We start from the raw sequence: 20782 nt of genomic DNA on the forward strand, positions 1-20782 counted from the left end.
CTAGATGACGCTGTCCGAACTGCCGCTGCACACCTCGGCCGTGGTCGAGTCCGTGCAGGACCTGCATGCCAACGATGCCATTGCCCGTCGCCTGCGCGAGCTGGGTTTCGTGAATGGCGAGGAAGTACGCCTGGTGGCCAAGGGCCCGGTGGGAGGCGAACCGCTGCTGGTGCAGGTCGGGTTCACCCGGTTCGCGCTGCGGATCAGTGAAGCCAAGCGCGTCGTGGTCGACGCCGCCAGCCAGGAACGACGTGCATGACCGCTACTGTCTCCGCCGCACCGCTGCGCATCGCGCTGGTCGGGAACCCCAACAGCGGCAAGACCGCGCTGTTCAACCAGCTGACCGGCAGCCGGCAGAAGGTCGCCAACTACACCGGCGTCACCGTAGAGCGCAAGGAAGGCCGCCTGCGTGCGCCGTCCGGCCGCGAATTCGCCGTGCTCGACCTGCCGGGGGCCTACAGCCTGCATCCGGCCAGCCTGGACGAGGCGATCACCCGTGACCTGTGCCGGGGCTTCTACCCGGGTGAAGCTGCGCCGGACGTGCTGCTGTGCGTGATCGACGCCACCAACCTGCGCCTGCACCTGCGCTTCGCGCTGGAACTGCGCGAGCTGGGCAAGCCGATGGTGGTCGCCCTGAACATGGTCGATGCGGCCCAGCGCCGTGGCATCCAGGTGGACGTGGCCGCGCTGGAGCGCGAGCTGGGCGTACCGGTGGTGGAGACCGTGGCGGTGCGCAAGCAGGGTGCCAGGGCCCTGGTCGAGCGCCTCGATGCGATGGTGCCGCACCTGGATGCGCCGGTGCCGGGCCCGGAAGGTGGCATCGACTACCACGCCAAGGTGCGCGAGATCCTGTCGGTCGCCGTGCGGATGCCGGCGCGGACCGCGAAGATCGACGACGCGCTGGACCGTTGGCTGCTGCACCCGGTGTTCGGGCTGATCAGCCTGGCGGTGGTGATGTTCCTGATCTTCCAGGCGGTGTACGCGTGGGCGACGCCGTTGATGGATGGCATCGAGGCTGGCTTCGCCTGGCTCGGTGCTCTCGTTGGCAGCGTGTTGCCGGAGGGTCCGCTGGCCAGCCTGCTGACCGACGGCATCATCGCCGGCGTCGGTGGCGTGGTGGTGTTCCTGCCGCAGATCCTGATCCTGTTCTTCTTCATCCTGGTGCTGGAGGAATCCGGCTACCTGCCACGTGCGGCGTTCCTGCTCGATCGCATGATGGCCGCCGCCGGCCTGTCCGGCCGCTCGTTCATCCCGCTGCTGTCCAGCTTCGCCTGCGCGGTGCCTGGCATCATGTCCACGCGCAGCATCCAGGACCCGCGCGACCGCCTGGCCACCATCCTGGTCGCACCGCTGATGACCTGCTCGGCGCGCCTGCCGGTGTACGCGCTGCTGATCGGTGCCTTCATTCCGCAGAAGACGGTGTGGGGCGTGTTCAACCAGCAGGGCCTGGTCCTGTTCGGCCTGTACGCGGCCGGCATCCTCAGTGCGCTGGCGATGTCCTGGATCATGAAGAAGTGGCGCCGCGACAAAAGCGAGCATCCGCTGATGCTGGAGCTGCCGTCGTACCGCCTGCCACACGTGCGTGACCTGGCGGTCGGCCTGTATGAGCGCGGCATGATCTTCCTCAAGCGTGTCGGCGGCATCATCCTGGCGCTGACCATCCTGCTGTGGGTGTTGCTGTCGTTCCCGGCGGCCCCGGCCGATGCCACGATGCCGGCCATCGACTACAGCTACGCCGGCCGGATCGGCCATGCGATGGCGGTGTTCTTCGCACCGCTGGGCTTCAACTGGCAGATCTGCATCGCGCTGATTCCGGGCCTGGCCGCGCGTGAGGTGGCGGTGTCGTCGCTGGCCACCGTGTATGCGCTGTCGGCCGCCGATGACGATGCCGCCAGCCAGGCGCTGACCCCGTTGATCAGCGATGGCTGGTCGCTGGCCACGGCCCTGTCGCTGCTGGTCTGGTACATCTACGCCCCGATGTGCATCTCGACGCTGGCTACCATCAAGCGCGAGACCAACTCGTGGAAGCAGATGGGCTTTGCCGCGTTCTACCTGTTTGCTGCGGCCTACGTGGCCGCGCTGATCACCTACCAGGTGACCAGGGCGCTGGGAGGCGGCTGATGGATACCGGGCTGCTGATCCAGTACCTGATCATCGCGGTGGCCGTGCTGGTCAGTGCCTGGGTGGTGCTGAAGAAGCAGTTCCCGGGCACCGTGCGCACGCTGCGCGGGACGCTGGCGCTGGCCCTGCTGAAACCGGGGCGCGCGGCCTGGCTGCAGGCGCTGGGGCGCAGGGTCGCGCCGCCGGCCAGTGGAGGTGGTGGCGCCTGTGGCGGTTGCGACAGCTGCGGGCCGACCAAGAAGTAGCGTCGAGCCATGCTCGACGGCGGCTGTCCGGAGGGTGCGAACTTTCCACCTGTGGGTGCGAACCCTGGTTCGCACGCGCCGGGGTTCAGACCTCTCTGCGGATGATCGCGCGGAAGTTCCCGTCCTGATTCAATCGCCGCACCGATTCGCGGTTTCCATGGGCTGCTGCGAAACCGGCCACGTCGGCCAGGGCATCGAGCAGCAGGGCCTTCAACGCGTCGCGGTTACCGGCCTCCAGCAGGTCATCAAGATCCTGCTGGATGAAGGTCCGGCGCAGGCCCGGCGTTTCTTCGATCCGCCAGTCGACATGCGGCGTGGGAATGCTGGAGCGGTACCGGAAAGCCGTTTCAAGATCGTCAGGCGCGAGGGGATACGCGAGCAGCTCTGGAAAGTAGAGTCCAGCATTCACATAAAAGCCCCGGCTTTCGCTGGCGCGCTGGTGATTCACGACAAGCAGGGCGGCATCCAGCAAGCGGTAGCGCGTGGTCGACGTCCCGGCATAACCGGTCTTCCTGGCGCATTTGCTGAAGACGGTCGAGGATTTCATGGGTTTTGCCCGGGCTGAGGGAAGGGCCACAGACTTGAAGGGGAGCGTTGCCGCGTCCAGTGGCAAACCCGTCACCGCCGGTGTCGCGCGGGCTGACAGAGGCGTGCAGATGACGCCGCACGTCGCGAGGAATGCGCGCCATCGCGCGAGGGGCATCCAGCATCGCAGCGATGGCGCTTGCCGGAGCGGGCGTGCTGCCGCTAGCCTTCAGGCATGAACCAGACTCCCCTGCGATTGCTCATTCACGGCGCCTCCGGGCGCATGGGCCAGGCCCTGCTGCGGCTGGCCGCCGAACATCCCGATACCCTGCAGATCGTGGCTGCGGTGACCGGCCGTGCGCCGGCGCAGCGCGTGGTCGACGGCGTGCCGTTCTTCGCGGCCAGCGAACTGCCCGGTGCGCCGGTGTTCGACGTGGCGATCGACTTCAGCCTGCCGGAGGGCTTCGACCCGCTGCTGGCGCTGTGCGTGGATCGCGGGGCAGGGCTGGTGTCGGGTACCACCGGCATTTCCAGCACGCAGCGCCAGGCGCTGGATGCGGCAGCGGCGAAGATTCCGCTGGTCTGGGCCTCGAACTTCAGCCTGGGCGTGGCGGTACTGGACGAGCTGGTCGAGCGTGCGGCACAGGCGCTGGCCGGCTGGGACTGCGATATCGTCGAATCGCACCACACGCAGAAGAAGGACGCACCTTCGGGCACCGCGCTGACCCTGGGCGCGGCCGCGCAGCGGGGCGGGGCGGAGCCGCACTACGCCAGCCTGCGTGCTGGCGACATCGTTGGCGAGCATCTGGTGCAGTTCACCGGGCTGGGCGAGCGCATCGAGCTGGTACACCGGGCCACCAACCGCGACATCTTCGCCCGCGGCGCCCTGTTCGCCGCCCGCCAGCTGCAGGGCCGGGCCCCCGGCAGCTACCGGGTGCGGGACCTGCTGGCGTGAGGCGGTAGTGCCGGCCGCTGGCCGGCAACCTTGGGTTACGGGACGCCAATGGGATTGCCGGCCAGCGGCCGGCACTACCCGGTAGCGGGTGCCGCATACGCGGCCGGATTGAAATGAATGCGCAATCGCCTGTTCATGAAGCGCGATAACCGCTGGCGCGAGCGCCCCGGCAGCGCTACAATTCGCACTCGCCGAATCACGAAAGCCGGACCGGTCCCAGACCGTACGTCCGCGCTTTTTTGCAACCGGATTTCCGTGAAGCGCAGGCGTGACTTCGGCAGCCCCCTCGGTAGCCAAAGTGAGATTCCCGTGACCCAAGCCGCAATCCTCGTCCTCGAAGACGGCACCGTATTCGAGGGCGAATCCGTAGGCGCGCCCGGCCTGTCCGTCGGTGAAGTGGTGTTCAACACCGCCATGACCGGCTATCAGGAAGTGTTGACCGACCCGTCCTACGCCCGGCAGATGGTCACGCTGACCTATCCGCATATCGGCAACACCGGCATGACCGACCAGGACGATGAAGCGTCCAAGGTGTGGTCGGCCGGCCTGATCGTGCGCGACGTTCCGCGCCGTCCCAGCAACTGGCGCAGCCAGGTGTCGCTGCAGGACTGGCTGATCCAGCGTGGCGTGGTCGCCATCGCCGGCATCGACACCCGCAAGCTGACACGCATCCTGCGCGAGAAGGGCGCGCAGAACGGTGCGCTGATGGCCGGCGACATCGACGTGGAAAAGGCACTGGAAGCCGCCCGCAAGTTCCCGGGGCTGAAGGGCATGGATCTGGCCAAGGTCGTCACTACCGAGAAGACCTACACCTGGACCGAGGGCCAGTTGGACCTGGATGCCAATGCCTTCGTCAGCGTGCCGGCCCGGTTCAAGGTCGTGGCCTACGACTTCGGCGTGAAGACCAACATCCTGCGCATGCTGGCCGAGCGCGGCTGCGAAGTGACCGTGGTGCCGGCGCAGACCCCGGCCGCCGAAGTACTGGCACTGAAGCCGGACGGCGTGTTCCTGTCCAACGGCCCGGGTGACCCGGAACCGTGCGACTACGCCATCGACGCGATCAAGACCTTCATCGACGTGAAGATCCCGACCTTCGGCATCTGCCTGGGCCACCAGCTGCTGGGCCTGGCCTCGGGCGCGCAGACCATGAAGATGGGCCACGGCCACCACGGTGCCAACCACCCGGTGCAGGACCTGGACAGCGGGCGGGTGATGATCACCTCGCAGAACCACGGTTTCGCGATCGATGAAGCAACCCTGCCGCCGACCCTGCGCGTGACCCACCGTTCGCTGTTCGACGGCACCAACCAGGGCGTCGCCCGCACCGACGTGCCGGCGTTCTCGTTCCAGGGCCACCCGGAAGCATCCCCGGGCCCGCACGACGTCGGTCCGTTGTTCGACCGTTTCGTGGCGCTGATGGAGCAGGCCAAGGCGTGATCAGTACGCCGCCGGCCCCGGTGGCGTCGCGATGGACCGTAAACCCCGCATCGCTGCTGCCACTGGCGCGGCGCTGCGGATCAAGATTCCTGATCGACAGCGTGCGATCACTCCCCCTTGTCACGCTGTACTGACTTAGAGAAGAAAATGCCCAAGCGCACTGACCTCAAGACCATCCTCATCATCGGTGCTGGCCCGATCGTCATCGGCCAGGCCTGCGAGTTCGACTACTCCGGCGCCCAGGCCTGCAAGGCCCTGCGCGACGAGGGCTACCGCGTGGTGCTGGTCAACAGCAACCCGGCCACGATCATGACCGACCCGGAGATGGCCGACGCCGTCTACATCGAGCCGATCAACTGGCAGACGGTCGAGAAGATCATCGCCAAGGAAAAGCCCGATGCGCTGCTGCCGACCATGGGTGGCCAGACCGCGCTGAACTGCGCGCTGGATCTGGCCGACAACGGCGTGCTGGAGAAGTACAACGTCGAACTGATCGGCGCCAAGCGCGAAGCGATCCGCATGGCCGAAGACCGCGAGCTGTTCCGCGTGGCCATGGGTGAGATCGGCCTGGAGTGCCCGACCGCCGCCGTCGCCCACACCCTGGACGAAGCGCTGGAAATCCAGACCCGCGTCGGCTATCCGACCATCATCCGCCCCAGCTTCACCCTGGGCGGCAGCGGTGGCGGCATCGCCTACAACCGCGAAGAGCTGGTCGAGATCGTCAGCCGCGGCCTGGAGCTGTCGCCGACCACCGAAGTGCTGGTGGAAGAGTCGGTGCTGGGCTGGAAGGAATTCGAGATGGAAGTGGTCCGCGATACCGCGGACAACTGCATCATCGTCTGCTCGATCGAGAACCTGGACCCGATGGGCGTGCACACCGGTGACTCGATCACCGTGGCGCCGGCACAGACCCTGACCGACAAGGAATACCAGCGCCTGCGCGATGCCTCCATCGCCGTGCTGCGCAAGATCGGCGTCGATACCGGTGGCTCGAACGTGCAGTTCGGCATCAACCCGAAGACCGGCCGCGTGGTCGTCATCGAGATGAACCCGCGCGTGTCGCGTTCCTCGGCGCTGGCTTCCAAGGCCACCGGCTTCCCGATCGCCAAGGTCGCCGCCAAGCTGGCCGTGGGCTACACCCTGGACGAACTGAAGAACGAAATCACCGGCGGCCTGACCCCGGCCTCGTTCGAGCCGTCCATCGACTACGTCGTCACCAAGATCCCGCGCTTCGCCTTCGAGAAGTTCCCGGCGGCCGATGCGCGCCTGACCACCCAGATGAAGTCGGTGGGCGAGGTGATGGCGATGGGCCGCACCTTCCAAGAGTCGGTGCAGAAGGCCCTGCGTGGCCTGGAGACCGGCAAGGTCGGCTTCGACCCGACCGGCCTGGACCTGGGCAGCGAAGACGACCTGCAGACCCTGCGCCGCGAGCTGAAGGCCCCAGGCCCGGAGCGCCTGTTCTATGTGGCCGATGCGTTCCGCGCCGGCATGAGCGTGGAAGAGATCTACGCACTGTCGTTCATCGATCACTGGTTCCTGGACCAGATCGAGGAAATCATCGCGGCGGAAGGCGAAGTCGCTGCCGGTGGCATCGACGCGCTGGACGCCGCACGCCTGCGCAAGCTGAAGCGCGCCGGCTTCTCCGACGCGCGCCTGGCGCAGCTGACCGGCACCAACGAAGCCGCCATCCGCGCGCTGCGGCGTGCGCACAAGGTGCGCCCGGTCTACAAGCGCGTGGACTCCTGTGCCGGTGAATTCTCCACCGGTACCGCCTACCTGTACTCGACCTATGAGGACGAGTGCGAGGCCGCGCCGAGCAACCGCGACAAGATCATGATCCTCGGCGGTGGCCCGAACCGCATCGGCCAGGGCATCGAGTTCGACTACTGCTGCGTGCACGCGGCGCTGGCGCTGCGCGAGGATGGCTATGAAACCATCATGGTCAACTGCAACCCGGAGACCGTGTCGACCGACTATGACACCTCCGACCGCCTGTACTTCGAACCGCTGACCCTGGAAGACGTGCTGGAAATCGTCGAACTGGAACAGCCGAAGGGCGTGATCGTGCAGTACGGCGGCCAGACCCCGCTGAAGCTGGCGCGCGCGCTGGAAGCCAACGGCGTGCCGGTGATCGGCACCAGCCCGGACTCGATCGATCTGGCCGAAGACCGCGAGCGCTTCCAGCAGCTGGTCGACACGCTGGGCCTGAAGCAGCCGCCGAACCGCATCGCCCGCAACGACCAGGAAGCCCTGCTGCTGGCCCGCGAGATCGGCTACCCGCTGGTGGTGCGCCCGAGCTACGTGCTGGGCGGCCGTGCGATGGAAATCGTCTACGGTGAAGCCGACCTGGCCCGCTACGTGCGCGACGCGGTGAAGGTGTCCAACGATTCGCCGGTGCTGCTGGACCGCTTCCTCGACAACGCCGTCGAGTGCGACGTCGACATCATCGCCGACAAGGACGGCAACGTCCTGATCGGTGGCGTGATGGAGCACATCGAAGAAGCCGGCGTGCACTCGGGCGATTCCTCGTGCTCGCTGCCGCCGTACTCGCTGTCGGCTGAAACCCAGGCCGAACTGCGCCGCCAGGTGGTGGAGCTGGCCAAGGCCCTGAACGTGGTGGGCCTGATGAACACCCAGTTCGCGATCCAGACCAGCGACGAAGGTGCCGACACCGTCTACCTGCTGGAAGTGAACCCGCGTGCCTCGCGCACCGTGCCGTTCGTGTCCAAGGCCACCGGCATGGCGCTGGCCAAGATCGCCGCCCGCTGCATGGCCGGCAAAACCTTGGCCGAGCAGGGTGCGACCAAGGAAATCGTGCCGGACTACTACTCGGTGAAGGAAGCGATCTTCCCGTTCGCCAAGTTCCAGGGCGTCGATCCGATCCTCGGGCCGGAGATGCGCTCCACCGGTGAGGTGATGGGCGTGGGTCGCACCTTCAACGCCGCCTTCGCGCGTGCGCAGGAAGCCGGCGGCATCAAGGCGCCGCCGGTCGGCAAGGCCTTCGTGTCGGTGCGCGACCCGGACAAGAAGCGCGTGCTGCCGGTGGCCAAGGCGCTGCTGGCGCGTGGCTACAGCCTGATTGCCACCCGTGGCACCGCTGCGTGGCTGCAGCAGCACGGCATGGATTGCGAGATCATCAACAAGGTGGTCGAAGGCCGTCCGCACATCGTCGACTCGATCAAGAACGGCGAGATCGTCTACATCGTCAACACGACCGAAGGTCGCTCGGCGATCAACGACTCGTTCTCGATCCGTCGCGAGGCGCTGCAGCATCGCGTCACCTACTCGACCACCATTGCCGGCGCCAAGGCGCTGGTGGATTCACTGGAATTCCGCGGCACCGGCCCTGTCTGGTCGCTGCAGGAGCTGCACAAGGAGTTGAATGCATGAGAGCCCCCATCACCATGAAGGGCGCGCAGAAGCTGCGCGACGAACTGGATCACCTGAAGTCGGTCAAGCGCCCGAAGGTGATCGCCGCGATCGCCGAAGCGCGCGAGCATGGCGACCTGAAGGAGAACGCCGAGTACCACGCCGCGCGCGAGGAACAGGGCTTCATCGAGGGCCGCATCAAGCAGCTGGAAGGCGAGCTGTCGCATGCCGAGATCATCGACGTGAGCAAGCTCAATGCCGGCTCCAAGGTGGTGTTCGGCGCCAGCGTGACCCTGGCCGACGTGGAAACCGACGAAGAGAAGAAGTACCAGATCGTCGGTGACCTGGAGGCGGACATCAAGCAGGGTCTGATCGCGATTTCCTCGCCGGTGGCGCGCGCGATGATCGGCAAGCTGGAAGGCGATTCGATCGTGATCGACGCCCCGGCCGGCCAGCGCGAGTACGAGATCGTCAGCGTCAGCTACGTGGACTGACACGGTGGCAACGGCGACCCTGCTGTTGCCGGCCCGCAGCCGCTTTGCCGCGGCTGCGTTGCCGGACGATGTGGCACGTGCGCTCGGCCGTGCCACCACGGTGCAGGTCGCGCCAGGCGAACGCGCGCAGCTGGCACGCCATTTCTCGGTTGCCGCGCCGCACTGGCCGGTGGCCGCGCTGACCCGCCAGCGCGACGTCGGCGATGCCGCCGGCGCCAGCTGGCTGCGTGCCGATCCGGCCTGCATGGTGCCGGACATGCATGGCGCGCGGATGATGGCCTACGGCGAAACGCTGCGGCCGACGCTGGCCGACAGCCTGGCCCTGCTGCCGGTGCTGCAGCCCTTGTTTGCCGATGCCGGGTTCGTGCTTGACGCACCGGACCCGTCGCGCTGGTACCTGCGGCTTCCGATCGACCTGGTGCTGCCAGACTTCGACAGTCCGGACGAGGTCCTCGGCGATGACCTGTTCTCGCACCTGCCGGAAGGCGAGGGCGGCCGCCGTTGGCGGGCGCTGATGACCGAGGCGCAGGTGCTGCTGCACAACCATTCCTGGAACCAGCAGCGCGCCGCGCAGGGACAACAGCCGATCAATTCGCTGTGGTTCTGGGGCGGCGGCGTGATGCCGGTGTCGGTCAGCACCCCACACGCGCAGGTGCGCAGCCGCGACGCGCTGTTGCAGGGCCTGGCCCTGGCGGCTGGCGTAGCCGTGGATGGCGAGCAGGCGGTGGATGCACTGGTCGATCTGCGCCAGCTGCGTTCCCTGCAGCAGCTCGGCAATGATGCGATCCGTCCGCTGCTGGCCGCGCTGAAGCGTGGTGAGCTGCAGCGGCTGGTGCTGGATTTCGAGGACGGCCTGCAGTTCCAGCTGGATCGAGGCCAGCGCTGGCAGTTCTGGAAGAAGCCGCGCCAGCTGCACGACTGAGCGGCGCCTCGGCCGAGCGGGGTCGGATCCGTTTTCCATCGGAAAACGGCGCTGCCTCCCAAGGGTATGCCGGGGTCGCCGGCCAGCGGCCGGCCCTACCGCAGGTAGCGGCGCGTCAACGAACCTCGCTGACCACCGTCGGCAGCTGCCAATGCCCCCGCCACGCCGCGGCACTGCCCGGTAGTGAACGCTCTGGCCTTCACGAAACGCGTTCCATCCCAGACCCAATCGTGGCCGGAGAAGCAGTCGCCGACGCCGCGCCCGCGAAAACGACCGCTCAACGTAGCGTCGTCGCGATCGAAGTCTTCCGCATCGGACGTGACGAAGCGTGCTTCGTACGGCGCCTTGTCCTGCACTACCCAGTAGCCGCTGCTGAAGTTGTAGGCACCCACGAAGCAGCGGGTGCTTGCCAGCACATGCTGGGCGTCCAGCCGCTGGATCTCGATCTCATCTTCCTCGCCATCGCTCAGGCGACCGCACTCATCCGGCTTCGGCAGGCTGGCAATCAGCGCCTTGCGCAGGCCCGGTGCCTTCGCCAGCGCCGCGTCCGAGGCGCGCGGTGCCACCAGCGTGCCGCGCATGATCACCGGCACCGGCAATGCCGCAGGCACGCTCGCTTCGGGCTTGTCGCCACGCCGCACCAGCGCACCGGGCGTGCCCAGCCGGCCCTGGGCCTCGTCCATCTTCAGCAGTACGGCCGCTGCACCGCGGTCGGAGATCGGCCACGCCTTGCCCTTGCCGTCGATGATCTCGATGCGTGCCTGGCGCGGCAGTGCGGCGACCAGTGCATCGGTTTGTGCCTGCTGCAACAACACTCTGTCCCCGTCGCCGGTGTCGCGCACCGGGCCCAGGTCCTTGCCGTTCAGGCGCAGGCGCAGCGCCCCGGCCGGCGTCGCGCTTTCGCCATCCTCGCCATTGCGCAGCCGCGCGAGCACCTTCGTACCCGGGCCGCCCGTGCGTTCCAGCATCAGGCTGAGCAGGTTGCCGGGTTGTTCCGGACTGTAGCCGGCGGCGCGACAGGTGCGGGTGTTGTCACAGGCCAGCGACCAGTCGTTGTGTTCGAATTCGACCCCGGGCCTGGGCTCAGGCGTGGCGGAGTGGGCGGCCGGGGCCACGGTGAGTGCCATCAGCGCGGTCAGCAGCGTGCGGGTCATGGATGGAAGTCCGTTCCAGGGCAGGCAAGCATGGAAGATGCGGTCGTGAAATCCAAATGCTGCTGGCCGGAGAGCCAAGGTGCCTCGTCAGCAGCGGCAGCCGACCGGGGGAGCGGTGCACGTTATGATGTGCGGGTCTTTCGTAACCGGCGATGCCGATGTCCCTTGCCGCCGATGCTGCGCAGCCCGCCTCTGATGCGCCGACGATCCGCCGCCGCGATGCGGTAATACCCGGCAATTGGCCGGACGGCACGCTGCCGTTGCTGGCGCGGCTCTATGCCAGCCGTGGCGCAGGTACACCGGAGTTGGCGCAGCCGAAGCTGGGCAATCTGCACGCGCCTGAGCTGCTGACCGGCATCGATGATGCGGTGGGTCTGCTGATCGAGGCCATCGCCAACGACAAGCGCATCCTGGTGGTCGGCGATTTCGATTGCGATGGCGCCACCGCCTGTGCAGTCGGCGTGCGTGGCCTGCGCATGCTCGGCGCGCAACACGTCTTCCACGCGGTGCCGAACCGCATGGTGCATGGCTATGGCCTGTCACCGTCGCTGGTGGAAGAGCTGGCCACGCTGCAGCCGGACCTGCTGGTCACGGTCGACCACGGTATTGCCTGCCATGCCGGTGTCACCGCGGCCAAGGCGCGCGGCTGGCAGGTGCTGGTCACCGACCATCACCTACCCGGGCCGCAGCTGCCGCCGGCCGATGTCATCGTCGATCCCAATCTCGACGGTGATGCCTTCCCCAGCAAGTCGCTGGCCGGCGTCGGCGTGATCTTCTACGTGCTGATGGCGCTGCGCCGGCAGATGCGCGAGGCCGGCGTCTTCGCCGATGGGAAGGGGCCGGACCTGACCACGCTGCTGGACCTGGTGGCGGTCGGCACCGTCGCCGATCTGGTGGCGCTGGATCCGAACAACCGCGCACTGGTCAGCGCGGGCCTGCGCCGCCTGCGCGCGGGGCAGGGCTGTGTCGGCCTGCGTGCGCTGATCGAAGCCAGCGGCCGTGATGCCGAGCGCCTCACAGCCACGGACATCGGCTTCGCGCTCGGCCCGCGCCTGAATGCCGCGGGCCGGCTGGAAGACATGGCGCTGGGCATCGCGCTGCTGCTGACCGAAGACCCGCGCCAGGCACGCGAGATCGCGCAGACGCTGGAGCAGATCAATTCGGAACGGCGCGCCGTGCAGCAGTCGATGACCGATGACGCCGAGCAGGCGTTGACCCGGGTGGTGCTCGACATGGCCGGTCAGCGACCGGTGGCGGCCTGCCTGTTCGATGCGGACTGGCATCCGGGCGTGGTCGGCCTGGTCGCGTCGAAGATGAAGGATCGCCTGCATCGCCCGGTGATCGCCTTCGCTCCGGCCGAACCCGGCGCCGACACCCTGCGAGGCTCGGCGCGCTCCATTCCCGGCCTGCACATCCGTGACGCCCTGGCGCTGGTCGATGCGCGCCATCCGGGCCTGGTCGAACGCTTCGGTGGCCACGCCATGGCGGCCGGGCTCAGCCTTCGGCGTGACCACGTCGATGACTTCAAGGCCGCCTTCGTCGCGGTGGTGCTGGAGATGCTCGATCCGGCGGCACTGCAGCAGCAGGTGCTCAGCGACGGCGAACTGGCCGCGGACGAGCTGGACCATCGCCACGCCGATGCGTTGCGCCTGGCCGGGCCGTGGGGCCAGGGTTTCCCCGAGCCACTGTTCGATGGCCACTTCGAAGTGGCCAACTGGCGCGTGCTGAAGGAACGCCACCTCAAGCTGGAACTGCGCCTGCCGGGTGTACCCGGCACCATCAACGCGATCCACTTCGGTGGCTGGCACGGCAATGCGCCTGGCCGCCACGTGCACCTCGCCTATCGCCTGGCCTGCGACGACTATCGCGGCGGCAGCACCATCCAGCTGATCGTCGAGCACTGCCTGCCGGTTTGAGCGCCGCGTCGCGTGCGGGGGGCCGTGGGCGGCGCGCCACGCGTGGATCCAGTCAACTGGCCAAGCTCAGGGCTTCACCTCGGTCACCAGCGTCGGCATGTGCCATGCACCCCCAGCCGCGACCAGCCGGCACAGGCCGGAGGTGGATTCATCGGTCTGCACAAAGCGGCGCCCGTCCCAGCCCCAACTCGCGGTGGACCAGCAATCGCCCAAGCCGCGGCCTTTGTGCGCCGAACTGATTACCCGACCATCGTCATCGCCGCCCGATGCGGTCACCAGCGTGGCCTTGAAGGGCGGTGCATCGTTCACTACCCAGTAGCCGATGCCTTCGTTGTAGGCGCCACGCCAGCAGAGCGTAGACACCAGCAGGGAAGTCCTCCCCAGCCGGGACACGCGCAGCTCCTGCGGGCCGTCCACCATCGGCAGGCCTTCGGGTGTCAGTGCGACGCAGTCGCCGCCCGGGTTGGCCGCGGCCAGCGCCGCGCGCAGTGCGGGTGAGTGTTCCAGTGCGGCATCGGTGGCTCGTGCCGCCACCAATGGCGCCAGAACCAGCGTAGGCACCGGAAGTGCGGGAGGAACTGAGGCTTCGGCGCGCGACCCCTTGCGCATCAGCGCGCCGGGAGTCTCCAGCCGGCCCTGAAATTCGTCCATCTTCAGAAGCACCGCCGAGGCGCCACGATCGGACAGCGTCCAGCGCTGGCCATCGTTGCCGACCGCCACGATGCGGCTGCTGCGCGCCAGCGAGGCCAGGAGTGCCTTGGTCTGCGCTGTAGACAGTGTCGCCGTGTCTGCGGTCAACGACAGCGCGCCCAGATCCTTGCCGTTGATCTGCAGCGACAGCTGTGTCGGCAGCTTGACCTCGTTGTACTGGCCCAGCATCAGTTCGGCGCTGACCGGCTGGCCGGGTCCGCCCTTGCGAGTCAGCAGCACCGACGCCGGCAAGTTGCCGCCGACATCGTCCTGGTAGCCGGCGGCGCGGCAGGTACGGGTGTTGTCGCAGGCCAGCATCCAGTCGTGATGCTGGAAGTAAAGACTCTTGGCGGGGACAGCGGCAATGGCGCTCACTGGGCAGGCCAGGGCCAGCAGGGCGGCGGGCAGGGAGGTTCGCATCGGCATCCTTACACGTGGGGAAGAGAGTCGCGTTGAGGTTGGTCATCCGTCATTGGTGGAGCGAAAGTTCCGGAATCAGCGTATTTCTGAAACGAGAGTCGGCAGCTTCCAGACGCCATCGAGCGCGTGAGGACCGCACATGACACCCCTCACGGCGGAGGTTCCAATGAAGCGTGCGCCATTCCAGGTCCACGTGTACTCGAATGTGCATTCGACTGGACCAAGCTCCCTTCTGTAGGCAACGATCTGGCCATTCTCATAGTGGTAGGCGTCATTGGTTACCCAGCTCGGTTGGAATGGGGGCTGCTCGCGAATGACCCAGTAGCCGACACCGTCGTTGTGGGCCGCATGCCAGCACGGAACGCTGACCAAGAGATGCACTGCGTCCAGGCGGCGGACCTTCAGTGGTGAGTTGCTGATCGAAGGATCCAGATTGGCTTCGAGTAATCCTTCGCAATGTGGTCCTTTGGGGGTGGCGAGCAATGCAGCTCTGAGTTCCACAGAGGCCGCAATCCTGGTGAGTGCCGCGTCATCGCGCGTAGAGTCCAGCGTGGATGCCTGACGGATCACCGTTGCTGGTTGCGCGACCAACACTCCGGCTTCAGGTGAGCTGCCTGTGCGCAGCATCGCACCCGGAGTGCCCAAACGACCCTGGTACTCGTCAATCTTCAGCAGCACAGCTGCCGCCCCCTTGTCCGAGAGCGTCCAGCGCTGGCCGGTGGTATCGGTTACCTTGATTCCTCCATCACGAACCAATGCGGACAGCAGTGCGCGGGTCTGGGTGGCACTCATTGAGTACATGCCGGCCACGGCGTCCGGCGTCAAAGCGCCCAGGTCCTGCTTTTGAATTCGCAGGTTCAGAAGGCCCTTGGGCTGGGCCTGGCCCTTGTCCGGTTGCAGTGCCAGGCGGCCCTCGATCACTTGATCTGGCCCACCCTTACGGGTGAGCAGGACACTCAAAGGGCTGTCACTGCTGCCGGAGTGGCCGGCAGCTCGACAGGTACGGGTATTGTCGCAGGCGACAACCCAGTCCAGGTGCTGATAGAACAACCCTTCGTGGGATTCTGGGGCGGCTGTGGCTATCGATCCTGACAGGGCGAGCAGGAAGGCGAGCGGAGCGTGTCTCATGGGCATCCTTGGCAGGGCGGACTTGTTCCTCATGGTGGGCAATGGAGGAATTGAGGGCCAGCGTCGTACGACGTCAACCCCGATCGTCGAACTGATGCGTTCAAGCATTTACGATCCCACTGGAGTCCTGTCATGGTCTTCGCCCGTTGCTGCACCCTGTTCCTGCTTGGCCTGATGGCCATGCCCGCGTCGGCGCAGTCGGCGCGGCGTCCGCCCGTGCCGACTGGCTCTACCCCGTTACTGATTGCCCCGGCTGCCGAGCAGGCGGTCCAACTGCGACACGCCCGCATCGAAGGCGAGGTCCAGGCCGGCGTTGCCCAGACCCGGATCACCTTGGAATTCCACAACCCGAACCGTCGTGTGCTGGAGGGTGAGCTGCAGTTCCCGCTGGCTGATGGCCAGCAGATCACCGGCTTCGCGCTGGATATCAACGGCGAGATGCGTGACGCGGTGCCGGTGGCCAAGGACCGCGGCCGCCAGGTGTTCGAGGAAATCGCCCGCCGGGGTGTCGATCCGGGCCTGCTGGAACAGACCGCCGGCAACCAGTTCCGCCTGCGCGTCTACCCGCTGCCGCCCGGTGGCAGTCGGCGTGTGCAGCTGGTGATCCGCGAACCGCTGGCCTTCGCCGGCCAAAGCTGGCAGTGGACGCTGCCGCTGCAGTTCGCCGCCGGTGCAGCCTCGGTTGAACTGAAGGTGCATGCTCCCGACGCGGCCACCGCAGGTACTGCGCCATTCCGCATCAGCGCGGGCCAGCTGCAGTGGCAGGGCAAGGGTGCGCAGCTGCCGAAGCAACTCCAGTGGAACCTGCCGGCAGCCCGCCAGGCACAGGTGCAGGTGGCGCCCTGGCAGGATGGGCACTACCTGTTGGCACAGCTGCCGGTGGCGGCCAGCAGTACACCCCGCACGTTGCCCAGCGAGATCGGCCTGCTGTGGGACGGCTCCGGTTCGGCGGGGCAGCGCGATCGCACACGTGAGTTCGCCCTGCTGGATCGCTATTTCGCCGCGCTGGGTGACGGCACCGTGGCCTTGACCGTACTGCGCGATCGCGCCGAGCCGGTGCGTCGATTCCGTATCCGCGCCGGCAACTGGAACGAGCTGCGCGCAGCGTTGCAGGCGGTGCGCCCTGACGGTGCCAGCGCGCTGGCGCAGTGGCAGCCGCAGCCGGGCGTGAAGGAATACCTGCTGGTCAGCGATGGACTGTTGACCTACGGGCCGGAACAGCTGCCGGCGATGGCGCCGGATCAACGCTTGTTTGCGGTCAGCAGCGCCGGTGCGCGCACCGATGCCGTGCGACTGCGTGGTTGGAGCGAAGCGCGTGGCGGCCGCTTCGTTGCGCTGGGCGAGGATGTCGATTCGGCGGCGCGCGAGCTGCTGTCGTCGCCGCTGGACGTGCAGGTTGATGCGGGTCGTGGCGTTCAGGACGTGGTGATCGATCGTCGCAGTGAGGCCCAGGGCTGGCTGTGGCTGCACGCACGACTGGCCGCCGACGGCGTGCCGATGCGGGTGCGCGTGGGTGGTGGCGAATGGCAGGCGCTGCCCGCCACGCAGAAGAGCAACGACGGAGAACTGCTGGCGGGCTTGTGGGCGCAGGCGCGCCTGCAGCAGCTGGCCGCCGACCGTCGCGGCAACCGCGAGGCCATGCAGCGCCTGTCCCAGCAGTTTGGCCTGGTGGGGCCGGATACCTCGCTGATCGTGCTGGAGACGCTGGAGGACTACCTGCGCTATGCGATCCGTCCGTCCGGCAGGCTGCGCGCCGAGTACGACGCCAGGTTTGCAGTGCAGGTAAGGGATCGCGCCGCAGTCGATCGCCAGCGCCTGGATGAAGTGGCCGCCCGCTGGAAGGAGCGCCAGCAGTGGTGGAGCCGTAGCTGGCCGAAGGATGCGCCGCCGCAGGCCAAGGAAATGGTGCTGGAGGTTGCATCCGCAGACTCTGCAGCCGAGTCCGCCCCCGTGGCGATGCTGGCAGCCCCTGCGCCCGCGGCACCGCCCGCGCCTGCACCGATGGCCGCAGCGGCAGAACAGCGCATGCAGGCCAGCAGCGCACGCGCGCGTCGTCCGGCGCCCGCGTCGGAGAACGCACTGGATGCGATTGTGGTCACCGGCGGCACAGTCGATGCCGCTGCGGCCGCCAACGACGGCCAGCTCGGCATCCAGCTGGCGGCCTGGCAGCCGGACTCGGCCATCGCCCGGCGCCTGCGCCAGGGGCCGCCGTCGCAGCTCTATGGCCGCTATCTGGCCGAGCGCGATGCCCATGCCGACAGCAGCGCGTTCTTCCTCGATGTTGCCGACCTGCTGCTGGAGCAGGGCCAGCGCGAGCTGGCACTGCGCGTGCTGTCGAACCTGGCCGAGATGGATCTGGACAACCGCCACCTGCTGCGCGTGCTCGGTTACCGGCTGATGCAGGCCGACGCGCCCGCACTGGCGGTGCCGGTATTCGAGCAGGTGCTGGCGATGGGCCAGGAAGAACCGCAGAGCTTCCGCGACCTGGGCCTGGCGCTGGCAGCGGCAGGCAAGCCGCAGCAGGCGCTGGCGCCGCTGTACCAGGTGGTGGTGCGGCCGTGGGACAGCCGCTTCGATGGCATCGCCCTGATTGCACTGGATGAGCTGACCAACCTGGTGAACGGCAGCACGCCCCGGCTGGATACCACCGGCATCGACCCGCGCCTGCTGCAGCCGATGCCGCTGGACCTGCGCGTGGTGCTGTCGTGGGACGCCGACAACAGCGACATGGACATGTGGGTGACCGACCCGAACGGCGAGCGCGCGTACTACGGCAACCGGCTGACCTACCAGGGCGGGCAGATGTCGCAGGACTTCACCGGCGGCTACGGCCCCGAGCAGTTCTCGCTGCGCAATGCCAAGCCCGGCAAGTACAAGGTGGAGGCAAACTATTTCGGCAACCGCCAGCAGCTGGTGACCGGCGCTACGACCCTGATGCTGCGCCTGACCACCCATTGGGGCACGGCCAAGCAGAAGGACCAGATGGTGACGATGCGGCTGAAGGACCGCGCGGAAACCGTGCTTGTGGGCGAGTTCGAGGTGCGTTGATCGATCCCGGACGTATGTGGAGTCGGGCCTGCTCGACCGCTTCGGTATGGAGCCGAGCCCATGCTCGGCTCATGACAGAGGCAGCCGAGCGCGGGCTCGGCTCCACAACCGAGCAGCGTGTGCAACCGGCGACGCTGGCGGATTCGCACGCAGGCCGAACAGCGGCCGCAGCCAGCGCGAACGACGGATCAGCAGTTCATGGATCAGCAGGCAGCCGCCGACAGTACCGGCCAGCAGCAGGGCCGGTTCCATCCACGGTCCCAACTGAAGTGGCTTGAGCCAGAACAGCAGGGCGATGATCAGGCTCTGGTGCAGCATGTACCAGGGATAGATCGCCTCGGTGCAGTACGGCAGCCAGTGGAACGGGCGGTCGAGGAAGACTTTGCCCCAGCCGAGGATGCTCAGCAGCGCGGTCCAGACGTACAGCGACTGGCTGGCCCGGCCCTGCAGGTCCCAGAACGGTTCGGGCCATTGCCGCAGCGGGGAATCGGCGGGCAGCACCTGGCCGAGGATGCGCAACCCCAGATACCAGCCAACGGCAGCCAGTGCCAGCCATAGCGTGGTGCGGCGCAGGGCGACCACGCGCTCCCAGAACACCGGCTCACGACCCAGCAGGTAGCCCGCCAGGAATACCGTTGCGTACTTCGCGTGCTGGTACCAGTCGCTGAGCAGGGCGTTGGTGGACGGGTAGATCGGCTCCAGCCAGATCACCCAGGCCAGCAGCAGGGCGGACGGAAGGCCGATCAGCAGCACAGGCGATGCTGCGCAGAGCGCCATCGCGCGGCGAACCACCGCCGTTCCCAGCAATGGCATCAACAGGGCCAAGGCCAGCGTGTAGTTCCAAAGATAGGCCAGGTACCACAGATGGTTCCAGGTGATGCCGTACTGCCAGCCGGCGAAGCTGCCTTCCGGCCACGGCCGCACCTGCCAGTAGCGCAGCAGGAAGTGGCCGAAGCCGGGCGCCACGTGGCCGTTGGCCACGCCTTCGCAATAGGGCTGGATCGGCACGATCACGAACATGCCGAACAGCAGCGGCAGCAGCAGCCGCCAGGTGCGCAGGGCGGCGAAGCGCAGCAACCTGCCTTCCGGCCGCATCAGGGCGATGGCGATACCCGAGATCAGGAACAGCAGCGACATCCGCCAGCGGTTGACGAACAGCATCGGCCACTGCAGCCATTCGGCGGTATGCACGCTCTTGAGGTGAAAGCCCCAGTCGTCCACGTAGGCCATGGCGGTGTGGTAGAGGATCAGCAGGGCGAAGGCGAACACGCGCAGGGCGTCGATGTCGTGGCGTCGGGTCATGGTGGTGGTGTGCCGGAAGGTCGAGCCAAGGTGACGCCGCTCGGCCCGTGCAGCCACTGCCGAGGGGCCGCCGGAACCCGCGCAGTGACCAATGGCGGGGGTGGTGGGACCAATGGAGCCGCTACCCTTGGTCCCTTGAGGCAGGCTGGAGCACCGCAACGACATGGATGCAGCAATGACCCAGGGCCGACCACCGCGCTGGCGCACGTCAACCCGCCTGCTGGTCTGGGCGGCGGTCCTGTCGGCCTCGGCAGTGACCAATGCGCTGGTGGAAGTGATGGACGCCAGTCGCCGCGGCGCCGATCTCGGGCTGTGGGAGCCAATGGTCTGGGAGTTCAGCAGCCTCGGCCTGGTCCTGTTGACCCTGCCGCTGCTGTGGTGGGGCTGCGAGCGCTGGCCGCTGCACGCCGACACCTGGACGCGGCGGCTGCCGCTGTATCTGGTGGCCAGTGTCGGCTGGTCGTTGCTGCATGTGGCGGGGATGATCCTGCTGCGGCATGTGGCCTACGCGTGGCTGGGCTACCGCTACCAGGACGATGCCGGTTTGTTGGAGCGTTTTGCCTACGAGTACCTGAAGGATGTGCGCACGTTCGCGATGTTCGTGGCGCTTGAGCACTTTGCCAGCTGGTTCGGCAGGCGCAGGCAGGGCGAGGCGAGCCTGCTGGCCGAGCCCGACGTCGGGCCGCCGGTGGAGCCGGTCGAGCGCCCCCAGCACTTCCTGGTGCGCAAGCTGGGCAAGGAATTCCTGGTGGCCACCGCCGACGTGGAGTACGCCCAGGCGGCGGGGAATTACGTGAACCTGCGGGTGCGCGGCCACGATTATCCGCTGCGGATCACCATGGCGGCGCTGGAGCAGCGGCTGGACCCGGGCGAGTTCCTGCGCCCGCACCGCAGCTGGCTGATCCACCGCGGCCAGCTGCGCTCGATCGAGCCGCTGGACGGTGGCGAGGCCCTGCTGCACATGGCCGACGGGGCGAAAGTGCCCTGCAGCCGGCGCCAGTTGCCGCTGCTGCGGCAGGCGCTGGGGGCAGGGTGAGGCCTCATTCCGGGCATCCC

Annotated in this window: 16 protein-coding genes; 11 read left to right on the plus strand and 5 right to left on the minus strand. The window is 67.4% G+C overall.

The features are described 5' to 3' along the window. Positions 1-4: 4 nt before the first annotated feature. Genes ACMGRF_RS07260 through ACMGRF_RS07270 form a run of 3 tightly spaced genes read left to right on the plus strand, consistent with a single transcriptional unit; the run spans position 5 to position 2366 of the window. Entirely contained in the window at positions 5-259 is a 255-nt protein-coding gene (locus tag ACMGRF_RS07260) for a FeoA family protein (RefSeq protein ID WP_005416370.1), read from the plus strand. Beyond that, entirely contained in the window at positions 256-2121 is a 1866-nt protein-coding gene (feoB, locus tag ACMGRF_RS07265; RefSeq protein ID WP_049416282.1) for a ferrous iron transporter B, read from the plus strand. Before ACMGRF_RS07260 ends, feoB begins: the two co-directional genes overlap by 4 nt. After that, positions 2121-2366: a DUF6587 family protein gene (locus ACMGRF_RS07270; RefSeq protein WP_049416281.1), complete on the plus strand. Its 246-nt coding sequence runs from the start codon at positions 2121-2123 to the stop codon at positions 2364-2366. The genes feoB and ACMGRF_RS07270 overlap by 1 nt, the downstream gene beginning before the upstream one ends. A gap of 85 nt (positions 2367-2451) precedes the next feature. Here ACMGRF_RS07270 and ACMGRF_RS07275 read toward each other — a convergent pair whose 3' ends face one another. Beyond that, positions 2452-2913 carry a DUF4304 domain-containing protein gene (locus ACMGRF_RS07275; RefSeq protein ID WP_049416279.1) on the minus strand — a complete coding sequence of 154 codons (462 nt, stop codon included), beginning with the start codon at positions 2911-2913 and terminating at the stop codon, positions 2452-2454. A gap of 261 nt (positions 2914-3174) precedes the next feature. Between ACMGRF_RS07275 and ACMGRF_RS07280 the strand changes: the two genes are divergently transcribed. The 5 genes from ACMGRF_RS07280 to ACMGRF_RS07300 all read left to right on the plus strand — a co-directional run bounded on the left by ACMGRF_RS07280 (position 3175) and on the right by ACMGRF_RS07300 (position 10068). Continuing rightward, on the plus strand, positions 3175-3846 hold the full coding sequence (locus ACMGRF_RS07280) for a 4-hydroxy-tetrahydrodipicolinate reductase (RefSeq protein WP_414485913.1): 672 nt from the start codon (positions 3175-3177) through the stop codon (positions 3844-3846). Positions 3847-4155: 309 nt separating this feature from the next. Continuing rightward, positions 4156-5283 (plus strand): glutamine-hydrolyzing carbamoyl-phosphate synthase small subunit, encoded by a 1128-nt coding sequence (gene carA, locus ACMGRF_RS07285; RefSeq protein WP_049441159.1) that lies wholly within the window; start codon positions 4156-4158, stop codon positions 5281-5283. 147 nt (positions 5284-5430) lie between these two features. Continuing rightward, positions 5431-8673, plus strand: a complete 3243-nt coding sequence (gene carB / locus ACMGRF_RS07290; protein WP_414485768.1) for a carbamoyl-phosphate synthase large subunit — start codon at positions 5431-5433, stop codon at positions 8671-8673. Further along, positions 8670-9146 (plus strand): transcription elongation factor GreA, encoded by a 477-nt coding sequence (gene greA, locus ACMGRF_RS07295; protein ID WP_005409483.1) that lies wholly within the window; start codon positions 8670-8672, stop codon positions 9144-9146. Before carB ends, greA begins: the two co-directional genes overlap by 4 nt. 4 nt (positions 9147-9150) lie before the next feature. Further along, complete coding sequence (locus ACMGRF_RS07300) at positions 9151-10068, plus strand: phosphoglycerate mutase (protein ID WP_049416270.1); 918 nt, start codon at positions 9151-9153, stop codon at positions 10066-10068. 95 nt (positions 10069-10163) lie between these two features. Here ACMGRF_RS07300 and ACMGRF_RS07305 read toward each other — a convergent pair whose 3' ends face one another. Beyond that, positions 10164-11222, minus strand: coding sequence for a DUF1176 domain-containing protein (locus ACMGRF_RS07305; RefSeq protein WP_414485769.1), 1059 nt, complete (start codon positions 11220-11222; stop codon positions 10164-10166). Positions 11223-11380: 158 nt separating this feature from the next. Here ACMGRF_RS07305 and recJ point away from each other — a divergent pair, with 158 nt between their 5' ends. Further along, positions 11381-13138, plus strand: coding sequence for a single-stranded-DNA-specific exonuclease RecJ (recJ, locus tag ACMGRF_RS07310; protein ID WP_414485770.1), 1758 nt, complete (start codon positions 11381-11383; stop codon positions 13136-13138). Between the two features lie 66 nt (positions 13139-13204). Here recJ and ACMGRF_RS07315 read toward each other — a convergent pair whose 3' ends face one another. Further along, on the minus strand, positions 13205-14248 hold the full coding sequence (locus tag ACMGRF_RS07315) for a DUF1176 domain-containing protein (RefSeq protein WP_414485771.1): 1044 nt from the start codon (positions 14246-14248) through the stop codon (positions 13205-13207). 75 nt (positions 14249-14323) lie between these two features. Further along, on the minus strand, positions 14324-15376 hold the full coding sequence (locus ACMGRF_RS07320; RefSeq protein WP_111191307.1) for a DUF1176 domain-containing protein: 1053 nt from the start codon (positions 15374-15376) through the stop codon (positions 14324-14326). Positions 15377-15508: 132 nt separating this feature from the next. On the opposite strand from ACMGRF_RS07320, the gene ACMGRF_RS07325 reads away from it, so the two are divergent. Beyond that, a complete protein-coding gene (locus ACMGRF_RS07325) occupies positions 15509-18424 on the plus strand; it encodes a VIT domain-containing protein (RefSeq protein ID WP_414485772.1) in 2916 nt (971 codons plus the stop codon). A 69-nt stretch (positions 18425-18493) separates the two neighbouring features. On the opposite strand, the gene ACMGRF_RS07330 is transcribed toward ACMGRF_RS07325, so the two are convergent. After that, positions 18494-19726, minus strand: coding sequence for an acyltransferase family protein (locus ACMGRF_RS07330; RefSeq protein WP_414485773.1), 1233 nt, complete (start codon positions 19724-19726; stop codon positions 18494-18496). A 175-nt stretch (positions 19727-19901) separates the two neighbouring features. Here ACMGRF_RS07330 and ACMGRF_RS07335 point away from each other — a divergent pair, with 175 nt between their 5' ends. Then, complete coding sequence (locus ACMGRF_RS07335) at positions 19902-20762, plus strand: LytTR family DNA-binding domain-containing protein (RefSeq protein ID WP_099487483.1); 861 nt, start codon at positions 19902-19904, stop codon at positions 20760-20762. Positions 20763-20782: the final 20 nt, after the last annotated feature.

Source organism: Stenotrophomonas sp. EMP41, assembly GCF_047495535.1.
GTDB lineage: Bacteria > Pseudomonadota > Gammaproteobacteria > Xanthomonadales > Xanthomonadaceae > Stenotrophomonas > Stenotrophomonas sepilia.